The organism is Actinoplanes derwentensis (genome assembly GCF_900104725.1).
Classification (GTDB): domain Bacteria; phylum Actinomycetota; class Actinomycetes; order Mycobacteriales; family Micromonosporaceae; genus Actinoplanes; species Actinoplanes derwentensis.
In genome coordinates this window covers 2,749,875-2,768,281 of the sequence record NZ_LT629758.1, presented here as the reverse complement: position 1 = coordinate 2,768,281, position 18,407 = coordinate 2,749,875, and the positions used below count along the sequence as shown (strand labels likewise).

The 18,407-nt window shown below is 65.9% G+C and carries 9 protein-coding genes; 5 read left to right on the top strand and 4 right to left on the bottom strand.

Features of this window, described 5'->3' with window-relative positions; genetic code table 11:
• Positions 1-153 precede the first annotated feature (153 nt).
• The 5 genes from BLU81_RS49600 to BLU81_RS12530 are packed head-to-tail and all read left to right on the top strand — an operon-like array spanning position 154 to position 13,029.
• On the top strand, positions 154-1,383 hold the full coding sequence (locus tag BLU81_RS49600; protein ID WP_197686207.1) for a hypothetical protein: 1,230 nt from the start codon (positions 154-156) through the stop codon (positions 1,381-1,383).
• Entirely contained in the window at positions 1,371-7,856 is a 6,486-nt protein-coding gene (locus BLU81_RS12545; RefSeq protein ID WP_231954461.1) for a DEAD/DEAH box helicase, read from the top strand. Before BLU81_RS49600 ends, BLU81_RS12545 begins: the two co-directional genes overlap by 13 nt.
• Entirely contained in the window at positions 7,853-10,105 is a 2,253-nt protein-coding gene (locus BLU81_RS12540; RefSeq protein ID WP_092544510.1) for a UvrD-helicase domain-containing protein, read from the top strand. Before BLU81_RS12545 ends, BLU81_RS12540 begins: the two co-directional genes overlap by 4 nt.
• A gap of 3 nt (positions 10,106-10,108) precedes the next feature.
• Entirely contained in the window at positions 10,109-12,007 is a 1,899-nt protein-coding gene (locus tag BLU81_RS12535) for a GmrSD restriction endonuclease domain-containing protein (protein ID WP_331717480.1), read from the top strand.
• A gap of 2 nt (positions 12,008-12,009) precedes the next feature.
• A complete protein-coding gene (locus BLU81_RS12530; RefSeq protein ID WP_092544506.1) occupies positions 12,010-13,029 on the top strand; it encodes a CBS domain-containing protein in 1,020 nt (339 codons plus the stop codon).
• Positions 13,030-13,074: 45 nt separating this feature from the next.
• Here BLU81_RS12530 and BLU81_RS12525 read toward each other — a convergent pair whose 3' ends face one another.
• The 4 genes from BLU81_RS12525 to BLU81_RS12510 all read right to left on the bottom strand — a co-directional run bounded on the left by BLU81_RS12525 (position 13,075) and on the right by BLU81_RS12510 (position 17,865).
• Positions 13,075-15,174 carry a CHAT domain-containing protein gene (locus BLU81_RS12525; protein WP_157751516.1) on the bottom strand — a complete coding sequence of 700 codons (2,100 nt, stop codon included), beginning with the start codon at positions 15,172-15,174 and terminating at the stop codon, positions 13,075-13,077.
• A gap of 68 nt (positions 15,175-15,242) precedes the next feature.
• Complete coding sequence (locus tag BLU81_RS12520; protein ID WP_092544502.1) at positions 15,243-16,337, bottom strand: KAP family P-loop NTPase fold protein; 1,095 nt, start codon at positions 16,335-16,337, stop codon at positions 15,243-15,245.
• On the bottom strand, positions 16,330-17,067 hold the full coding sequence (locus BLU81_RS12515; protein ID WP_157751515.1) for a hypothetical protein: 738 nt from the start codon (positions 17,065-17,067) through the stop codon (positions 16,330-16,332). The genes BLU81_RS12520 and BLU81_RS12515 overlap by 8 nt, the downstream gene beginning before the upstream one ends.
• 333 nt (positions 17,068-17,400) lie before the next feature.
• Complete coding sequence (locus tag BLU81_RS12510) at positions 17,401-17,865, bottom strand: hypothetical protein (RefSeq protein WP_231954460.1); 465 nt, start codon at positions 17,863-17,865, stop codon at positions 17,401-17,403.
• Between the last annotated feature and the right edge of the window lie 542 nt (positions 17,866-18,407).

Genomic DNA, 18,407 nt, shown 5'->3' with positions numbered 1-18,407 from the left:
AGGCATCTCAGCCAAATGTACGGCGCTCAGGTTCTTGTCGATTCCCTAGACCACTCAGGCGAGGGCTCGATCCCTGGACAGCGGTATCGAGGAGGGTGGGATCTTCGAGCGCACCGTGCCCGCGTAATCAACGTTGATCACGGCACCTTGACAGTGTGGCAGCGATTGGTTGCTGGAACGGGAGATCCCGAGCAGGCGAGCCTGCTGCAACCGGTAACGTTGTACGAAGAAAAGGCCATTGAGGCGTTGGCCAATGTCAAGAGGCGGCTTGCTGAAGACGACCCCTGGATTAGCAGCGGATATCATGAGTCCGGCGCAAAGAGGGACGGCTTGATTCGCTGGCAGCAAGGAACTCCGGAGTCGTTGGAGCACTTGGTGATACAGGGTCCACACTTCGGAATTGCGACGCCATTCGCCAAGCAGCCCCGAGTTCCATACCGCAGCAATAACGACTGGAATCAGCTCGATCTCCGCGAACTTAGTAGTCAGTTTTTACCGGGGGCAAACTATGCGCTAACAGGTGAAGAAATCCTCAGTCGTGGCGGTCAAGATCATCGAAACGGCGTGCGTCATGTGGACTTTTATCGGTTGACGTGGCGCAGCATGATTGCCTTTAATACTGAACGTTCGTTGTTCGCAGCACTTCTGCCGCCCGGCCCGTCTCATGTGCACGCTGTGCACTCACTCGTGCTATCCACCTCGCGCCTCACCGTGTTGAACGCTGGGTTCTGGGCGAGCCTTCCGATCGACTATCTGCTCCGGATCACAGGGCGGTCGCACCTGCAGGTCGCTGAGGCTAAAGCGATGCCTGCGCCCGCTGAGGACCACCCACTCGCGGAGTCCTTGTTGCTACGCGTGTTGCGACTGAACTGTCTTACTGAGGCGTACGCCGATCTTTGGCAGGAGCTGTTTGATGGAAGCTGGATCGAGGACGCCTGGGCATCGCAGCCAGCTGGCCTCGAGGCCCTTGGTCGGGTCGAGCAGCACTGGTCAAGCTCGACGCCCCTCCGAACTGAACAAGAGCGCCGTGCAGCGCTGGTGGAGATCGATGCCCTGGTATCCGTCTGGTTGGGAATCGACATCGACGAGCTTCTGGCGATCTACCGCTCTCGGTTCCCGATCTTGCTGGACCGTGAGGCCGGGATGTACTTCGACAGTGCAGGACGAAGGCTCGCGGCGGATCCCTATGCCTTCGGGATTGGCCAGCAGAAAGAACACTTTGTGCGACTCGACGCACACCTAGACGATCCTGTAGGCGTTGCGGCTCCAGAGGGATACTCGGCACCGTTTGTTAAGGCGGATCGACCGAAGGAGATGCGTCAGGCGCACGCGGTGTTCAGCGCGCGGCTTCAGGCGGCGAAGGATAGGGGGTGGCGGCCGTGAGGCCGACGCTGGCTGCTGAGAGTCTTCGGCATACGCTGACGCAGTACCTGACGACCACGTTCGCGCTCGCGGACACCGGGGTCCGGGAGGCGCTCGCCGGGTTCCTCAACCATCCCGAGCAGGGCATCTTCCGAGGCCCGTACCTGCGGGTGCGGATGCCGTTCCGGAAGGTCGGCAAGAGGTGGCGGCCGCCGTTCGAATGGCTTCCGGCAGGATTCTCGCCCTACGAGCATCAAGCCAAGGCATTCGCCCGGCTGAGCACGGTTGCCGGCCCCGCCCGCCCCACCCTGGTCACCACCGGCACCGGGTCGGGCAAGACCGAGTCGTTCCTGTATCCGATCCTGGACCACTGCCGACGAGCCCGCCAGGACGGGCGGGCCGGGGTCAAAGCCGTCCTGCTCTACCCGATGAATGCCCTCGCCACCGACCAGACCCTGCGGCTGAAGAAGCTCCTCGCCGAGGAGCCAGCCCTGGCCGCGGTGACCGCCGGGCTGTACATCGGCGATGTCGCCGAACTGTCCCAGACACCGGTCATGACCAGCCGACAGGAGATCCGCGACAACCCGCCCGACATCCTCATCACGAACTACAAGATGCTCGACCTGCTGCTGCAGCGCTCCGAGGACAAGAAGTTGTGGGAGGACGCTGGCCTGGCCTTCGTAGTGCTCGATGAATTCCACACCTACGACGGCGCCCAGGGCACCGACGTCGCCATGCTGCTGCGGAGGCTGGCCGCGGTGACGGGGCAGGCTCGGCCGGGACAGCCGTTGGGGGACATCTGCCTGGTAGCCACGTCGGCGACGCTGGGAAACGGTGGAGCGGGCGACGTGACTCAGAAGCTGCGTGACGTCGCCGCGCAGGTGTTCGGCACTGACTTCGACGAGGAAGCGGTGATCGGCGAGTCTCGGGCTGCCGCGGACGACATCCTGAAGGAGATCGACTTCGGGTTCCCGCTCCCGGAACCGGCGGAACTCGCGGCGTTCCCGGATCCGTCGCGGGATCCGGCGGCGATGCGAGCGATCGCGCTGGCGGTGCTCGGAACCGACGACCTGACGCCGGTCAAGCTGGGCGCGGGTTTGCGGAAGCACATCCTGACCCAGGCGGTACTGCGCGTGCTGGGCGACCGGCCGCAGACGTTCGCAGAGATCCTGGAATTGGTGCCACGGGAAGGCGCGTACTCGTGGGGCCGCGCGTTCCGGGTGGAGCCGGAAGTGGCGGCGACCGCGCTGGCCCGGTTCGTGGCGTTGCTGTCGATGGCGCGGCGGCCCGAGGCACCCGATCTGCCGCTGCTGGCGGTCGAGACGCACATGTGGGTTCGAGTGGTTTCCCGGCTGCTGCGGGCGGTTGCCACCAGGCCCGCGTTCGGGTGGTCCGGTGAACTCCCTCGGGGCACGGAGGACGAGACCTCGGACGCCGACTCGGTGGTCGCGGACCGGCGGTACTCGTTGCTGCCGGCGATCTACTGCCGGCACTGCGGTCGATCGGGCTGGTCGGCGATCTCGCCAGAGCGCGATCCCGAGGAACTGATCGGTGATCCGGAGAAGATCTACCGCGCCAGTATCGGACGGGACAAACGCCGGGTACGATCGCTGATCGCCGCAACCGGCGAAGAGATCCAGGGCGGCTCCGGTGAAGGGCTCCTGGTTCTCGAAGCGTCGGGCATCCGGATTCGCCCGTTCAATCCTGCGGTCGATCGGTTAGCCGTGGCCGACGGCGGCGTGGTGGTCCTCGGCGACCTGTACCGGGACCGGGACGCCGAGACCGACCGATGCCCGGCGTGCGGACTCAACGATGGCATTCGGTTCCTCGGCGCGGGCCTGGCGAGTCTCGCCTCGGTCGCTGTGACGCAACTGTTCACGGGCGGCGAACTCGTCGACAACGAGCGCAAGACTCTGCTGTTCAACGATTCGGTGCAGGATGCCGCACACCGGGCGGGCTTCGTCGCTAACCGGTCGTACAAGTTCTCGCTACGGGCCTTGTTGGTCGACCAGTTGGCCCCGGGTGTTCCGGCGCGCCTCAACGACGTCATGGCTGATGTGATCCGGGCGGCCAGCGCCCCGGCGACGCTGGCCGCGGTCGTGCCGCCCGACCTTCACGACGATCCGGGGGTCGACGCGCTGCTTTCCGGCGGCATGGCAGACCGGGACACCTGGCGGCTGATCGGGGAACGGTTGGCGTTCGCCACGGTGATGGAGGTCGGGCTGCGGTCACGGCAGGGCCGGACGCTGGAGTTGACTCGTACCGCCGCCGTCGAGGTCGTGATCGACGATCTACCTAAGGTCGTGGCGCTGTGCCGGGACGTGCTGTTGGACGGTCCACAGCTCACCTTGGACTCGCTGCCCGACGACGCGGTGTTCGTCACCATGGTTCGCGGCTTGCTGGAGCGATTGCGGATCCGGGGCGGTGTCCGGCACACCTGGCTGGAGCCGTACATACACCAAGGCGGTCGCCGCTGGCAGGTGTGGCGTGGTCGGCCGGACGGGATGCCCGCCTTCCCGTTCGGCCAGGCAGCGCCGGCGTTCGCGATGACCGCGCCGAAGGGCCGTAGCGAGTTCGATGTGCTCTCCGCAGCGCACAACTGGTACGAAGACTGGGTGATGCGGTGTCTGGGCCTGTCCCGCGCTGAGGCCGGTCGCTATCTGCAGCAACTGCTGGTCGTGCTGGCGCGGGAAGGGGTGCTGGCGGCACGGACGACCGTCGACAGTTCAACGGTCGTCTACGGTTTGCAGCCGGGGCACATGAACCTGATCCGGCTCAGCGATGCTGATGCTGCCGAGTCCGGAGTGCGCTGCGACTCATGTGCGTGGGAGCAGACCGTACCGCCCGCACGGATATCCGACTGGGTCGGGCAACGGTGCCTGCGGTACCGGTGCGGTGGACATTTCGTCGCAGCGCATGATGCGAATGCGGCTGGTGACTACTACCGGCGTCTCTACCTCGACGGCGGGGTCTTCCGTGTGGTGACCGCCGAGCACACCGGCATGCTCACCCGAGCCCAGCGTGAAAGCGTCGAGGAGGCATTCCGCCGGGAGAAGAGGCGATATGACGACCCGAACGTGCTCGCCTGCACCCCGACACTGGAGCTCGGGATCAACATCGGCGACCTGTCCGCCGTGATTCTCGGCTCGTTGCCTCGCGGCCCGGCCAACTACGTGCAGCGCGCCGGCCGGGCGGGGCGCACCAGCGGCAACTCGCTGGTGCTGACCTTCGTCGGGCGGCGCGAACGGGACCGCTACTACCTGAACGAGCCGCGCGACATGATCGCCGGTCAGATCCGACCGCCCGGCTGCTACCTGTCCGCCGTCGCCATCTTGCGTCGACAGTACCTGGCATATCTGATCGACCTCGCCGCTCGGGACCGACTCACCGATGCCGCACCGATGCCGCGGCGCGCCTCCGCGTTGTTCGGCGACACCGGTTGGCTCAACGATCTGGTGACCACTGCGATCGCCGAAGGCGAGCGCCTGGTCACCGACTTCCTGGATCTCTTTGCCGGAGCCGTGAACGAAAGCGCCGCCGGCGAGTTGAGATCTTTCGCCACTGACGGGATCGCCGCTGCGGTCGCCGAGTTCGTGCTGAGCTGGGAGGACCGCATCGACGGTTTGCGCCAGCGCAAGGATGCCATCAACGCCGCGATGGCCGGCCTCATCGCCTCAGATCCGTCCCAGGCGCGGGAATTGAGAGCGCTGAAGGCCGAGCGAAAGGCGGTCGGTGACCGGCTCGGCGACATCGGCAGCGCGAGTGCGCACGCCACGATGGTCGAATTCGGCTTGCTGCCGAACTACTCGCTGATCGACTCGCGCACCCTCCTGGACGCCACTCTCACCTGGGAGAACTCGACCGAGGACGGAGACCGCCGTTACGGCGGTGAACTGCGCGAATACTCGCGGCCGGCGCGCACCGCGCTGGTCGAATTGGCACCGGGCAACACCTACTACGTCCGCGGATACCGCCACACCATCGACGGCCTGGAGATCGGCCGACCAGATCGGCCGCTGTACGAGCGATGGCGGATCTGCCCGTCCTGCGGCCATGTCCGCACGAGTAACGCCGTGGCCGACACCAGCGCCTGCCTACGCTGCAAGACGCCGGCCATCGCGGACGCCGGCTGCCTGCACTACGTTCTGCGCCCGACCGTCGTACGTTCCCGGGACCGCCGGGAGGAAGCCCGAATTCGAGACGACACCGACGAAAGAACCCAGCGTCGCTACACCACGACCTTCGCGGTGGACATCCCCACCGTCGAGAATCCGTGGAGGCACAAGAAGGTCACCTTCGGTGTCGACTACACCAGGCACGCGAAGATCCGGGAGTTCAACCTGGGTGCGGCCCGTTTCGACCGACCGGCCACCGACGCCTTCGCCGGTTCGTCCGTACGGCTCAATCCCTTTTACGTCTGTATGGATTGTGGAGGGGCCACCGCGGACGGCCCGCCGCCCACGGCTACGAACCTCCCCGGTTCCGATCCCGTTTCCGGTGCCGGCCTCGCGCCGACCGGCAACGTGCCGGGCACCGAACACCACCAGCCCTGGTGTCGGCACCGCCGATCGCCCAACACGGCCAAACACACGCCACTGCTGCTGGTGCACGAGTTGGAGACCGAGGCGCTGCGGATCCTGATCCCCGCCGCGACGGCGCTCGTCGACGAGCGCGTCGTCTCCTTCGCAGCGGCGCTCATGCTGGGCATCACCGTCAAGTACGGCGGTGAGCCCGACCATCTTCGGGTGGTCCGAGCGCCGATGGCCGACCGTGACAGCGACAACGTCCGCCAGTTCCTGGTCGTCTACGACACCCAGCCCTCGGGAACCGGCTACCTGCACCGCCTGTCGGCCGATGAAGAGTTCAAGCAGGTACTGGAGACGGCCGTCGAGGCGATCACGACGTGTGAGTGCAATCGGGAGGGCCGCAAGGCGTGCCACCGCTGCCTGCTGCGGTTCGCCCGCGACGAGGAGTTCCCGCTGATGAGCCGTGACGAGGCGCTGGAGATCCTGCGCCAACTCCTCGACGACTGGCAGATCTCCACCGATGTGGGACCCGCTGACGAGATCTCACTGACACCGCTGGTCGAGAGCGAGCTGGAACGCAAGTTCCTGCACAAGCTCCTCGCATGGGCCGATCAGGACCCGACCGTACGGCTGACCCGGCGCGCCGACACCGACGGCGCGCGTTTCGCCGACCTTCTCCTGGAAGCACCCGACGGCCGCGTGGTGCACTGGCGGATGAAGCTGCAGAACACCATCACCGGCACCCGCCCGGACGTGCACTTCAAACGCCTCGACGCCGCCGCGCAGGAGGTAGCCGTCTACCTCGACGGCTACCAGTACCACGCCAGCCCGCCGCCCGGCGTGAACCGGCTGGCCGACGACACCATCAAACGCACCAGGCTTCGCGCTCACGATCTACACGTCTTCGCCTTGACCTGGGACGACGTCCAGTCCTGGCGCAACACCGACGTCCGTCACGACCCGGTATGGCCGCCGTACCAGGGCCTCGCTCAACAGGCTGCCCGCGACCTGTATCGCCAGCGGACCGGCAACGACCCGCAGCAACTCAACGATCTCGTCTGGGGCAACCCGATCCACCTGCTCCTGCAATTCCTGCGTGACCCGGACCGCGACCTGTGGCGCTTCCGCGCCGAAGCAACCCTGGCCGGCCTGCTCCGTCAGCCCGACAACGAGCGCGTCACCACCGACTCCACCGGTGTGACGGCCAGAGTCAACGCAGCAGTCCACGGCCAGCCGTTGCCCGCTGCGGTTGCTGGCGGCCGAATCGTCATTGCCCGTGCCAGCGACGCCAACGGCTGCCCGCTCGTGCTGATCCTCGACCAACGGGCCGATCCCCGGCGTCCGGTCTGGTCCGCTTTCACGGTCGTCGACGACCGCCCGGCCACGTTGAGCGCGGACGCGCAGCACAAGCGCCGGTGGGCGGCCTGGCTCTGGTGGGGCAACATCATCCAGTTCCTCGCCGATGGCGACGGCGACGCCGCACAACTGGCGAAGAGCATCCTCGGCACGTTCGACCCGACGCTGCTGTACGCGGCCGAAGGCACCGGTTTCATCGCAGCACACCGTCCCGAGCTGCTGGACGACGAGACCGCTACCTGGCTCGGCCGCAGCGCCGAACCAACGTCCGCCGCAACCGCATCCAGCGACGAACCCGACTCAGCCTGGCAGCGTGTCATCGAGTTGGCTGACCTGGAGGAATCCGGTGTCGAAAGCCTGCTGCGCGGCCTGATCCAACGGCACGTCCCGGCACCCGTCGGTGGATACGAACTCAACGATGCCGGGTGGCAGGCTGACTTCGCCTGGCCCAGGCTGCGAATCGCCGTCGTCCAGCGGCTGCACGGCCCGGCGGCGGAAATCGAGGAGCAGGACCGCGACGCCGCCTTCGCCGCCGAAGGATGGCATGCCCGCCCGGCGAAAGAGTGGGATGTCGACGAGCTCGCCGCCCTGGTCAACGGAGGAGAAGAATGACCGCAACCAGTCGAGGCCCGGTCATCCTGCAGATCCTGGATCGAGCCGACAAGGAGATCCTGGCTCTGTCCCGGGCCGATGCCGGCGCGGTCTACAACTTTCAGAGCAAGTTTCGGCAGAACCCGAATGCGCGTGGCTTCTGGCTCAAGCAGCTCAAGGGCTCACGGCTGTACTCCGCCCGAGTCACCGACGCCTACCGGGCCATCCTGCTCAACGTCGGCGACCAGCACTTCCTGCTCGTGTCCGTCCGGCACCGCAGCGACGTCTATGACGATCTCGACCGGTACTCGTACCAGATCAACCGGGTCACCGGAGGAATCGAGGTCATCGACCTCGCCGCAGTCGGGAACAGCATCGTCGGCCGTCTCCTGCCCGCTGACGACCCGACGGCCGTTCCTCCCAAGACCGCAGAGATTCCCACGCTTTTCGATTCGCACACCGACCAACAACTCACCGACCTCGGCGTGGCAGAACCCCTGCTCCCCAGCATCCGCCGGCTGCTCACCGACGACGACCTGCTCCGCTTCGTCGACTGTGTTCCGGCGCTGACGGCCGATGTCCTCCTCGCCCTGAACGATGGCAAGACGTTCGACGAGGTGCTGGATCTCGTCACCACCCCGGTCAAGGCCGACGAACCCGTCGACACCGAGGACTGGGCGGCCGCCTCGGCGAGCCCCGCCACCCAGGTCACCACCGACGACTCCGCGCTACAGGCGATCCTGGCCGAATCCTTCGCCCGCTGGCAGGTCTTCCTGCACCCCACCCAACGTAAGGTTGTCGACCATCCCTACCCGGGATCGGCCCGGGTCAGCGGTGGCCCCGGCACCGGCAAGACCATCGTCGCCCTGCACCGCGTCAGGTACCTCGCCGAACGTCTCAAAGCCGGCAAGGACAAGCCCATCCTGCTGACCACCTTCAACCGCAACCTCGCCGCCGATCTCCGATCCCGTCTGCTCGACCTAGCCGGCGCCGAACTCAGCGCCCGCGTCGACATCGTGAACATCGACAAACTCGCGAACCGCATCGTCAACGAGGCCGGCACCGACACCAAACGCCGCGTCATCAACGAGGCCGAGGCCCTGAAACGCTGGAACGCCTTCCTCCTCGAACTCGGTGAGCGTCGCTTCGACGCCGAATTCCTCAACGCGGAGTGGGCACACGTCGTCCTCGGCCAAGCCGCGACCACCCGCGACGAATACTTCCGCGCGCGACGTGTCGGCCGCGGCAAATCGATCACCCGAGAACAGCGGGACGCCATCTGGCAACTCACCGAGCGCTTCACCAAGCAACTCGACAGCGAAGGCATCTGGACCTGGCGCCAGATCGCCGCCCGCGCCGCCCGCCTCGAACTCGACCGGGAAACCCGCATCCTCGAAGCCAACAACGACGAGTCCTCAGCGACCGGGCAGACCCTGCGCTACCGCTACCAGCACATCGTCGTGGACGAGGCCCAGGACCTCAGCCCCACCCACTGGCGACTACTACGCGCCATGACCCCCGTCGGCCCCGACGACATGTTCATCGTCGGCGACACCCACCAACGCCTCTACGATAACCAGGTCGCGCTTTCCACCGTCGGCATCAACATCCGGGGCCGCAGGTCCTCCAGGCTCACGATCAGCTACCGCACCACCCGGGAGATCCTGAAAGCCGCGACCCAACTGCTCACCGGGGAGACCTACGACGACCTGGACGGTGGCACCGACACCCTCAACGGCTACCGCTCCCTGCTCCACGGGGCGCCGCCGATCTTCCGGGGAGCGCCGACCTGGGGCCAGGAACGCGGCTTGATCATCGGGCAGCTCCGAGCCTGGACCAACACGTCCGACGGGTCCGCCGCTGTCTGCGTCCCGACCAAGGAGTATGTCGCCGAGGTGATTCAGTGGCTCACCGACGACGGCATCCAAGCCGTGGAGATCGGCCCGGACGGCCCGGCACGACCAGACGGCGTCCACGTGGGCACCATGCACCGCTTCAAAGGCCTCGAATACCAGCGCGTCATCATCGCCGGTGCCAGCGATGGCCTCGTCCCACGGCGTGCGATCGACCGGTTCCGGGACACCGACGCCAAGCGCTACCAGCAGGAACGCGCCCGGGACCGCTCACGCCTGTTCGTCGCAGCCACCCGTGCCCGCGATGACCTCGCGGTCTTCTGGCATGGAAACCGCAGCCCTTTCATCTCGGCGTCCCTGGCGGGGCTGACGGTAAGCTCTGATGATCAATCCTCCACTATGGAATTACGGCATTGACACGTGGTGGCGGGCATCGATACGTTCGATGGCTGCTCACCAGATGATTGCCAGGGGGAACGCTCGGTGGCTCTTGATAGTCCGAAGTTGCAGACGGTGTTGGCGGATATCGGGTCGGGATTGCTTCAGCTTCCGGACTTCCAGCGTGAGTGGAAGTGGGACGACCAGCGCATCCGGGAGTTGATCGCGACGGTCACCCTCGACTATCCGCTCGGCGTCGTCATGACTCTCGAAACCGGTGGCAAGAAGCCGTTCCGGCCGCGCACGCTCACCGGTGCGGAGTCCGGCCGGTCCACCGCGCCTGACCTCTTGCTGCTGGACGGTCAGCAGCGGCTCACCTCTCTGTACCAGGCTCTGCACCTGAACCAGCCGGTACGGACCACCGACGAGCGCGGTCGAGAACTTGAGCGCTGGTACTACGTCGACATCGTCAAAGCCGTCGGCTCATCCACGGACCGCGACGAGGCCATCGTGTCCGTGCCCAGGGATCGGGTCCTGCGTTCGGACTTCGCCCGCCGGGTGCAACTCGATCTCAGCAGCCGAACGCTGGAATGCCAGGCGAGGCATTTCCCCCTGAGCATCGTCTTCGACAGTAACAAGGTCACCGCCTGGCAACGCGAGTTCGTCCTGCTGGACGAGGCCAACTGGGACCTCTGGGCCAAGTTCGAGCACGGAATCCTGCACAACGTTCGGTCCTTCCAGATCCCGATGATCAAACTAGCCGCCTCGACTACCAAGGACGCGGTGTGCTCCGTGTTCGAACGGGTGAACACCGGCGGTGTTCCGCTGAACGTGTTCGAACTGTTGACCGCCACCTACGCCGGCGACAGCGAGTACGAGCTGACCCACGGCGACTACTACCGACTGCCGGACGCCTGGCACGACATCAAGAAGGGCTTGACCACCTCCTATCCGGTGTTCGGGCGCACCGAGCAGGGCGTCGACGACGGGCTGAGCAGCAGCGACTTCCTGCAAGCGGTCACACTCGTCAGCACCTGGGAACGCAAGCGGGAGAGACCGTCCATGGCGGTTTCCTGCAAGCGGCGCGATCTTCTGAACCTGCCGCTGGAGGACTTCATCAGGATCGCGCCCCGGGTCGCGAGCGCGTTCGAATGGGTCGGCGACTTCCTCAGCGAGCAGCTGATCGTGCGCCATGCCGACCTGCCCTACCGGACCCAGCTCGTACCGATGGCCGCGGTGCGGGCGATCCTGCTCGACGATGAGGCAGAGGACCCGGGTACCCGGGAACTGCTCACCCGCTGGTACTGGTGTGGCGTGCTGGGCGAGATGTACGGCGGGGCCACCGAGAGTCGTTTCACCCGCGACGTTGAACAGCTCATCGCGGCGGTGAGAGGCGAATCGCACGGATCGTCGATGTCTTCGACACGGACTGGCCTGCCTGACACGATCATGGAGGCGGCATTCCTGGCCGACCGGCTGGACACCCTGACAACCCGCAACAGCGCGGCCTACAAGGGAATCTATGCGCTCCTCGTCAAGCAGGGAGCGGTCGACTGGTACCACAGCGAGGGCCCGCTGACCGCCAGCGCTCTCATCCAGCATGCCGTCGCCATCCGGCAGGTGTTCCCGAAGCACTGGCTCGCCCGAAACTTCCCCGACGACAACCGCGGCAACTCGATCGTGAACAAGACCCCGCTGTCCTACCGGGCGAGCAAGAGTCTCATCGGCTCACCGTCGAGCTACCTCAAGGTGCTCGCCCGAGAAGCCGGCACACGGCCCGAATGGTTCGACGACGTTGTCACCACCCACGTCATCGATCCAGCCACACTGCACGAAGACGACTTCGACGCCTTCTACGCTGACAGGTCCGCCCGCTTGGTCCAACTGGTCAACGAGGCCATGGGTAAGCGCACCGTCTTCCGCGCCGAGTCGGACCGATGAACATGGCCGATTCCCGCCGCCCCACCCGCGAGGAGCTCGTCGGGCTCAAGGGCAGGTCCCTGCGCACCTCCGACCTGCTCACCATGTTCGGGACCCGGGTACGAAACCACCAGACCGTGCCGATGATCCAAGAGGCCCTGCACGAGGCCGGTCTTGACACCCACCCGTCGTTCACCACGTGCGGACTCACGACCGAGATGCTGGTCGTCGCGAAGAGTCTGTTCACTGAAGCTGAGGACGAAGCCGAAGAGGAGGTACTCCCCGGCACCCTGCCTCAACAGTCGTTCAAAATCGGCGATGTTCCCTCGGCCCGCAACGGCGTCGAATCGGTCAACTCCAGCGCTCTACTCAGCACGGTAACGCACACGATGCGTCAGAAGAACTACTCGCAACTGCCGGTGATCGACGGCCTTGCCGACCTCAAGGGCGTCATCACTTGGGATTCGATCGCCGCTCGCTACGAGAAGGGCGAGGTGCCGACGCTGTCCAGCGCGATGATCCGAGACGACCTCCCGCTGGCCGAGGTGCACCAGGAACTCTTCACGCGCCTGCCCGAACTTCAGCGATGTGGATACCTCCTGGTACGGGAGAACAACGGCACCTTCGCCGGGATCATCACCGGTGCCGACATCACGGCACGGTTCCACAAGCTCGCCCAGCCGTTTTTCCTCGTCGGCGAGATCGAGTTCCGCATCCGGCGATGCCTCGGACCCAAACTGACGGGCGATCCGGTACGAGCTTTGGGTAAGAAGTACCAGTCGGGCGATTTCTCGCGACTAATGTTCGGCGACTACGTCAAGCTGCTGGCCACCGATCAGCAGGACGCGCGGCTGGCTCAACTCGCCGAAACCAACTGGGCGACACTGGGCTGGACCGGGGTCGACCAAGCCCAGTTCGTAGCTCAACTCGACCGAGTCAGAACCATCCGCAACCAGATCGCGCACTTCGACGAGCAGCCGTTGACCGTGCGGCAGACTGACGAGCTGTATCAGTTCTCCGGACTGCTCAAACAGCTCCTGTAACGCAACGTTTCGAGAAGAAGGAAGCTGCGGCTGCGGCGAGTGAGGTCACACGATCAATCCGCCCGGACGGCGGAGGCGGACAGGTTCGAGCGCGCTGGGATCGGCGGCGAACAACGCCCATGCCGACCAGTCCCAGCCCTGCATGAAGATGCCCTTGCGGGCCTCGGTGACGCTGGCCTCGAGCGGGTAGCCGTCCATCAGCGCCTGGTAGAACTCTTGGGCGAAGCGCAAGCCGGCGTTGTCCAGGACCGGACGGATGGTGGCGACGACGGCCGGTACGCCTTGGCGAACTATGTTCTGGCACACTCCGAACGCCGCCTGGCCGGGAACACCAGGGTCCACGCCCGTGTCACAGCCATTCAGCACGGCCAGGACCACACCGGAATCCCACAGCTGCACGGCGAGCTGTTCGGCCGTCAGCAGAGCAGGGGCACCGTGGTGGTCCTGAAGAATCAGCGTCGCAGTGTCGTTGATGATCCCACTGTGGCCGGTGTAGTGCAGGACATGCGGACGCACCCTGCGGAGGCTCTCCCGCAGGTCCCGCTCGGTGGCATCCTCGATGGTCGTCAACGACGCCCAGCCCTGCTGTTCAGCCTCGGCAAAGCTCGCCCGCAGCAAGCGCAGTTCCTGGCGCGCGCCGGGCAGCTGCGCCAAGCCCCGTGGCTCGGAGTGCACGGCCAGGACCCGCAGAGTCGTACCGATGGAGCGATCCCCGGCGATCGCGTCACCAACCCGCCGGACGACGGAAAGCTTCACAGTCAGGCCAGCCACAATCCGGAGGTCAGGAATCTGCAGGCACTCCCACGGCAGGCCGGTCAGATCGGCCATGCCGGAGGAGATGGTAAGCCGCACTCGCTTGCCTGCGTTCATGACGGTGAGGAACTTCGATGTTGCCTCGGCTTGCGCGCCGAACGTCTGGTGCCACAGAAGCTCACCGATCTGTTCCACCGTCGCAGCCGCGCTCGGCGCGGGTGCGACGTCCCGGGTGGTCGTGGATGGCCGGGCTGCGATGGTGTAGGCGGACGCATAGGCGTTCAGTAGGCTGGCGGCCAGCCTCCGGAATTTCTCAACGTCGATCTCGACCGGCCAGCGATGATGATCTGGTCCGATAGCCAGTCGGGCGATGCCTCGCCAACGCAGCAGTTTGGGCCGCCGCGCCGCAGTTGTCTGGTTCGGCGACTTCACCGCGCGGGTCTGATCCGGTGGCTCCAGATGGAGCTCGATGTCGGCATAGGGCTCCCACGTCACCATCGACGCGGCCAATGATGCGCTACCCTCCACCACGCCGACGACACGGGCGAACTGGTCGTCGAAGATCGTCCGGAAGTACGGGCCGATCCGCAGGAACTCGCTCAGCCGCTCGTCACTCTCGGCGCTCTGCCAAGCCTCCGGCAAAGCCTCCGTATCGGTGTCACCGAGGACCCGCGCCTCCAGCTGCCGTAGCCGCCGGCGACCGCCGGGCGTCCGGACCCGCTCCACAAGTTCGGGCCAGCCGACCTCCAGCATGCGAACCTTGGCGAATCGGCGGCGCCGGACAAGGTCGAGGGCGACGGCGAGGCGCGCTTCCGCGCAGGCATCAAAGTCCTCGTCGGCGGCCCTGGCCGCATCCAGCAACACCTGGGCCGCCCGGTGGTAGGTGTCTGGGTCCTCGCTGTAGTCCTTGAACTCACCAGGGTACTTCGGCAACTCGGCAGGATCGGCAAGCAGATACTCCCTCGGTACCTGCGAGATCCGCGGCGATCCTGCCAACAGCAGCCGCCATTCGTCACGGCCCTTTTCCCCGCTCGGATCGAGCGCGCGCAGCAACGCTGGGCGCCCGTCGAAGTCCTTGGGCGGATGCGGGTCATCCAACCACCTGTCGACGGCCCCGATCGCGTCCACATAGCCGTCCCGGCTGGCGGCCTGCCGCACGCTCGCCGCGAGGCCGTGATTGTCGTGCCAGAGGCTCAGCACCCGGTTGAAGAACCGCAGGTGCAGCCAGCCGACCGAGGTGGTGGCCGCCTGATCACTGACGGTCCGCGCAATGTATGTGAATGGTCCGTCCTTGCTGACGATCGAGCCGTCGACGGCGCGCGCGTCGGTGAAACCCCGCAGGATCTCCAGCGTCCGGGCGGTGACGCCATTGACGGCGAATTGTTCGGCCATGCCGGGATCCGTCGCGGTCGACTGCACTAGGCGATGCCAAACCTTTGCGAGTTCGGCCGGGGTCGTGGTCACTTCGTCTCGCCTTTCTCCTGTGGCTCGCGGCCGAAGCTGAAGGCGAGCAGGTCGCACTGCTGCTTGAGACGGCGCGGGTTGCCCCGGCTCGCGAGGTCGATCAGGTCGGCGGCGCCCACCCACTCCGGGAACTGCGCAGCGATGAACCGCTCGGACGAGGGGGCGCGCACGGCCGAGACGTCGATCCCCAGCTGGATCACCTTCTCCAGGTACATCCGGGCGTTCACATAGTCGCCGCCGATCCGGGCATGAAGACCCCGGTGTAGTACGGCCTCATCGACAGGCACGATGAACAGGCATTCCGCCTCGGCCTCGGCACATTCTGAGAGGAAGATCTTGATAGTTTCAAGAACGTCGAAGGCCACCTCGGGCAGGCATCGGTCGAGGTCGTCGATAAGCACCACGGTGCGGGGATTACTGGCCGCTCGGAACAGCTGACGTACACCCGCTCTCATCTGCTCGATGGTGGCGACGGCACGATCAGCAGTGCTCTTCGCAGTCTCGTCCTTGCCCAGCAGGCCGCGCAGCGAGCCGAGCGGGCTCGCCGCCGCAGCGGCAAGATCGACGACGGCGCCGGCCAGCGAGGACAGCTGCCGCGCCGACTCGGACTCTGCGGCGACGCGATTGGCGACCGCCGTGGCCCGGCCGAGCGTGGCCATCAACTGCTCGAACTCCTCGGCGTGCTGTTCCTCCTCGGTCTTGGCGACAGTGCCGAGGAATACCTCGGCAAGCAGGCGACCTCGCAGCCGCGCCGGCAACGGCTGGACCGGCGCGGGGCCGGGGTCAGAGTCGAAGCCGTAGGCCATTCGGGCCACCTTCTCCAGCAGCGCGCGCCAGATGGCGTCGGCCGTGACGTACGGCCACGCCGAGAACTCGACTACGCGCAGCCCCTCCCAGCCGTTCTGTTGTTTGAGAAAGCCCACGACCAGGTTGGCGAGGCTGGTCTTCCCCTCACCCCAGGCGCCGTAGATGCCCAGCGTGAACGGCAGCGGCCGCCCGGCTATGCGCTGGGCCAGCCGTTCCGCGTCACCGGCCATCGCGAGCAGGTCGTCACGCGGATCGGAGATTGCCGCTTCGGTGGCGTCAGGCAACTCGTCTCCCCGCCACGAGCAACCAACCGACCACCACGATCGCCACGAAGGCGGTCGCGGCGATCCAACCCGCCGTCACCGCGAGTAGCAGGGCAGCGAGCAGGACGAAGCTACAGCCAACGACCGTCCACACGTGAATCAAGCGAGCCCTCCGCCGCATGAACAGCCGGACAACCCCGACACCGGCTAGGAGGAAAATGGCGAATACCAACCAGACCATGGCGGCGACGGCGGCGCGCGTCAGGTCGCCGAGAATCCGCAGGCGGCCAGTGGCTTTCTTCTCGCTCTTGTTGGCCTTCTCGGTCGCGAGCCGCAGCTCCCGATCCGCCGCGGACTGGTCGGTAACCGCGTCGTCGGCTTGGACCCGCAGCGCACTCAGCAACGCCTCGCGAGTTTTGATGCCGTCCTGGAGCTTTGCCGCCTCCGGCTCGCTCGCATGGTCCGCCGCCGCCCGGTCGGCCACTTGGTCTACCTGTTCGTCGGCAAGCCTGGACTTGAGCGCTTCACGAAACGACCGCACCGCGTCGGCTCTCTGCTGAGCGTTCGCGAGCCTCCGGACGTCCGCAGCATCGGCCATCGCTGGCCCGCCCCGTGCCCAGGGCGCGCCAGACCACAACGGAGACACCGCCGACCCGGCCGCGAATGCCAGCACCGCGAGGGCCACGGCCAGCCCGGCGTCGAGCCGACTCATCGTGGTGGGCCTGCTGGCCGCCGGATTCGCCTGTGACACAGTGAAAGGATACCGGCACGCCCGGCGATCACCTTCGTACCAAGCGGCCGACATGAATGGCCGATTCGTTCGATGGAGTCTCTGCCGCCGAGGGCACGAACCCGGAAAGCTGGTTTCCTCCTCTACTCTGGCCGAAAGGACTAGTAGAACAGAACAAACGTTCGTAACACAGTGGAGGCTACTGGGCCTCCTCTGCGGGCACGGTTCCGATATGGCTTGGATGAAGACCTTTGGCAATGAGGCTACGCAGCAGTGCAAGACCGGTGGGAGTGAACGGCCCTGGAAGGGGCAAGCCGGGCCACCGCTGAACGAGATACGGCCACACCCCGGAGATCAGACCAGATCCTCGCTCGTAGGGGTGGACGTACATCCAAGTCGCGCATGGCCTGGGGTCCGCTCATCGCGATACTGCACTGAGGGATCGATGCCGACCGCACCAGCAATGAGTTTCCCTCGACCGACGAGAAACCGGTGCGATGGCAACAGAATCACCAGCTGACCGGCAGGATCCTCCGCTGAGTACGGGGTGAAGTCGTAACGTGTCTCCCGGCGGAATTGTTGCGCCATCTGCTCAGCCGCACGGCGTAGCGCGGTGCGGCTCCAGTGCTCCACGAGTAGCCCAGCGTGGGGCGCCAATCTAGACTGCTCAATGCGATCGTCGGCTAGTTGGCGCAGGGTAGAGGCGTAGACGCGGCGGGTGCCGACGCTCTCAGGATGGTCGAGGATGCCCAGGTAGGCCGTGCTCGCCTCGGCCGCGGTCGGGGTCGCCGGGCGGGCAAGCCTGTTCACGGTTCCCATCCGAAGATCCTCCCGCGCGGCTTTATCGCAGAAAAGAACCGGTATTCGCCGCCTCGTCCGCCGGGGTGTGGGCAGGCCGAGGCGGCTCGTCGCGGAGCTTATCGCAGAAAATAGTCTGCTTTCTGTGATAGCGCGCGCAACGAGATGACCACTACGTTCGGATTCGTATCCCACCAGGATCCGCGGTCGTGGCCCTTAGCCGTCGGGAAAGAAATACAGTGACGTCGCTGCCGCGCAGGGGCGTTAGGTCAAGGCCAGGGGCCGAGGCTCTGATCCAGAGCTTTCTCAACCCGGGTATGTCTGCAAGCGGCGCCAGATCGAAAAGATGTACCTCATTTTCGATCGCCAACTCCGTGAGCCGGGGATGGTTGGCCAAGGCACTCAGATCAGTGACGGGTGTGTACTCGATCCGCAGGGTAGTCAGGGAGTCGATGGAGGCGAGCGGCGCCAAGTCCGTGAGCCAGGTCTCGCCGCGGAGGTAGCAGTTCAGGGATGTCAAGGGCGAGTTCAGTCAGTCGTAGCATTTGATCTTGATGGGTCGG

What these genes read in the sequence shown, in the direction of transcription:
- BLU81_RS12530 (WP_092544506.1), top strand. Translation starts at nt 12,010, where the DNA reads ATGGCCGATTCCCGCCGCCCCACCCGCGAGGAGCTCGTCGGGCTCAAG.
- BLU81_RS12510 (WP_231954460.1), bottom strand. Translation starts at nt 17,865, where the DNA reads ATGGGAACCGTGAACAGGCTTGCCCGCCCGGCGACCCCGACCGCGGCC.
- BLU81_RS12540 (WP_092544510.1), top strand. Translation starts at nt 7,853, where the DNA reads ATGACCGCAACCAGTCGAGGCCCGGTCATCCTGCAGATCCTGGATCGA.
- BLU81_RS12525 (WP_157751516.1), bottom strand. Translation starts at nt 15,174, where the DNA reads ATGGCCGAACAATTCGCCGTCAATGGCGTCACCGCCCGGACGCTGGAG.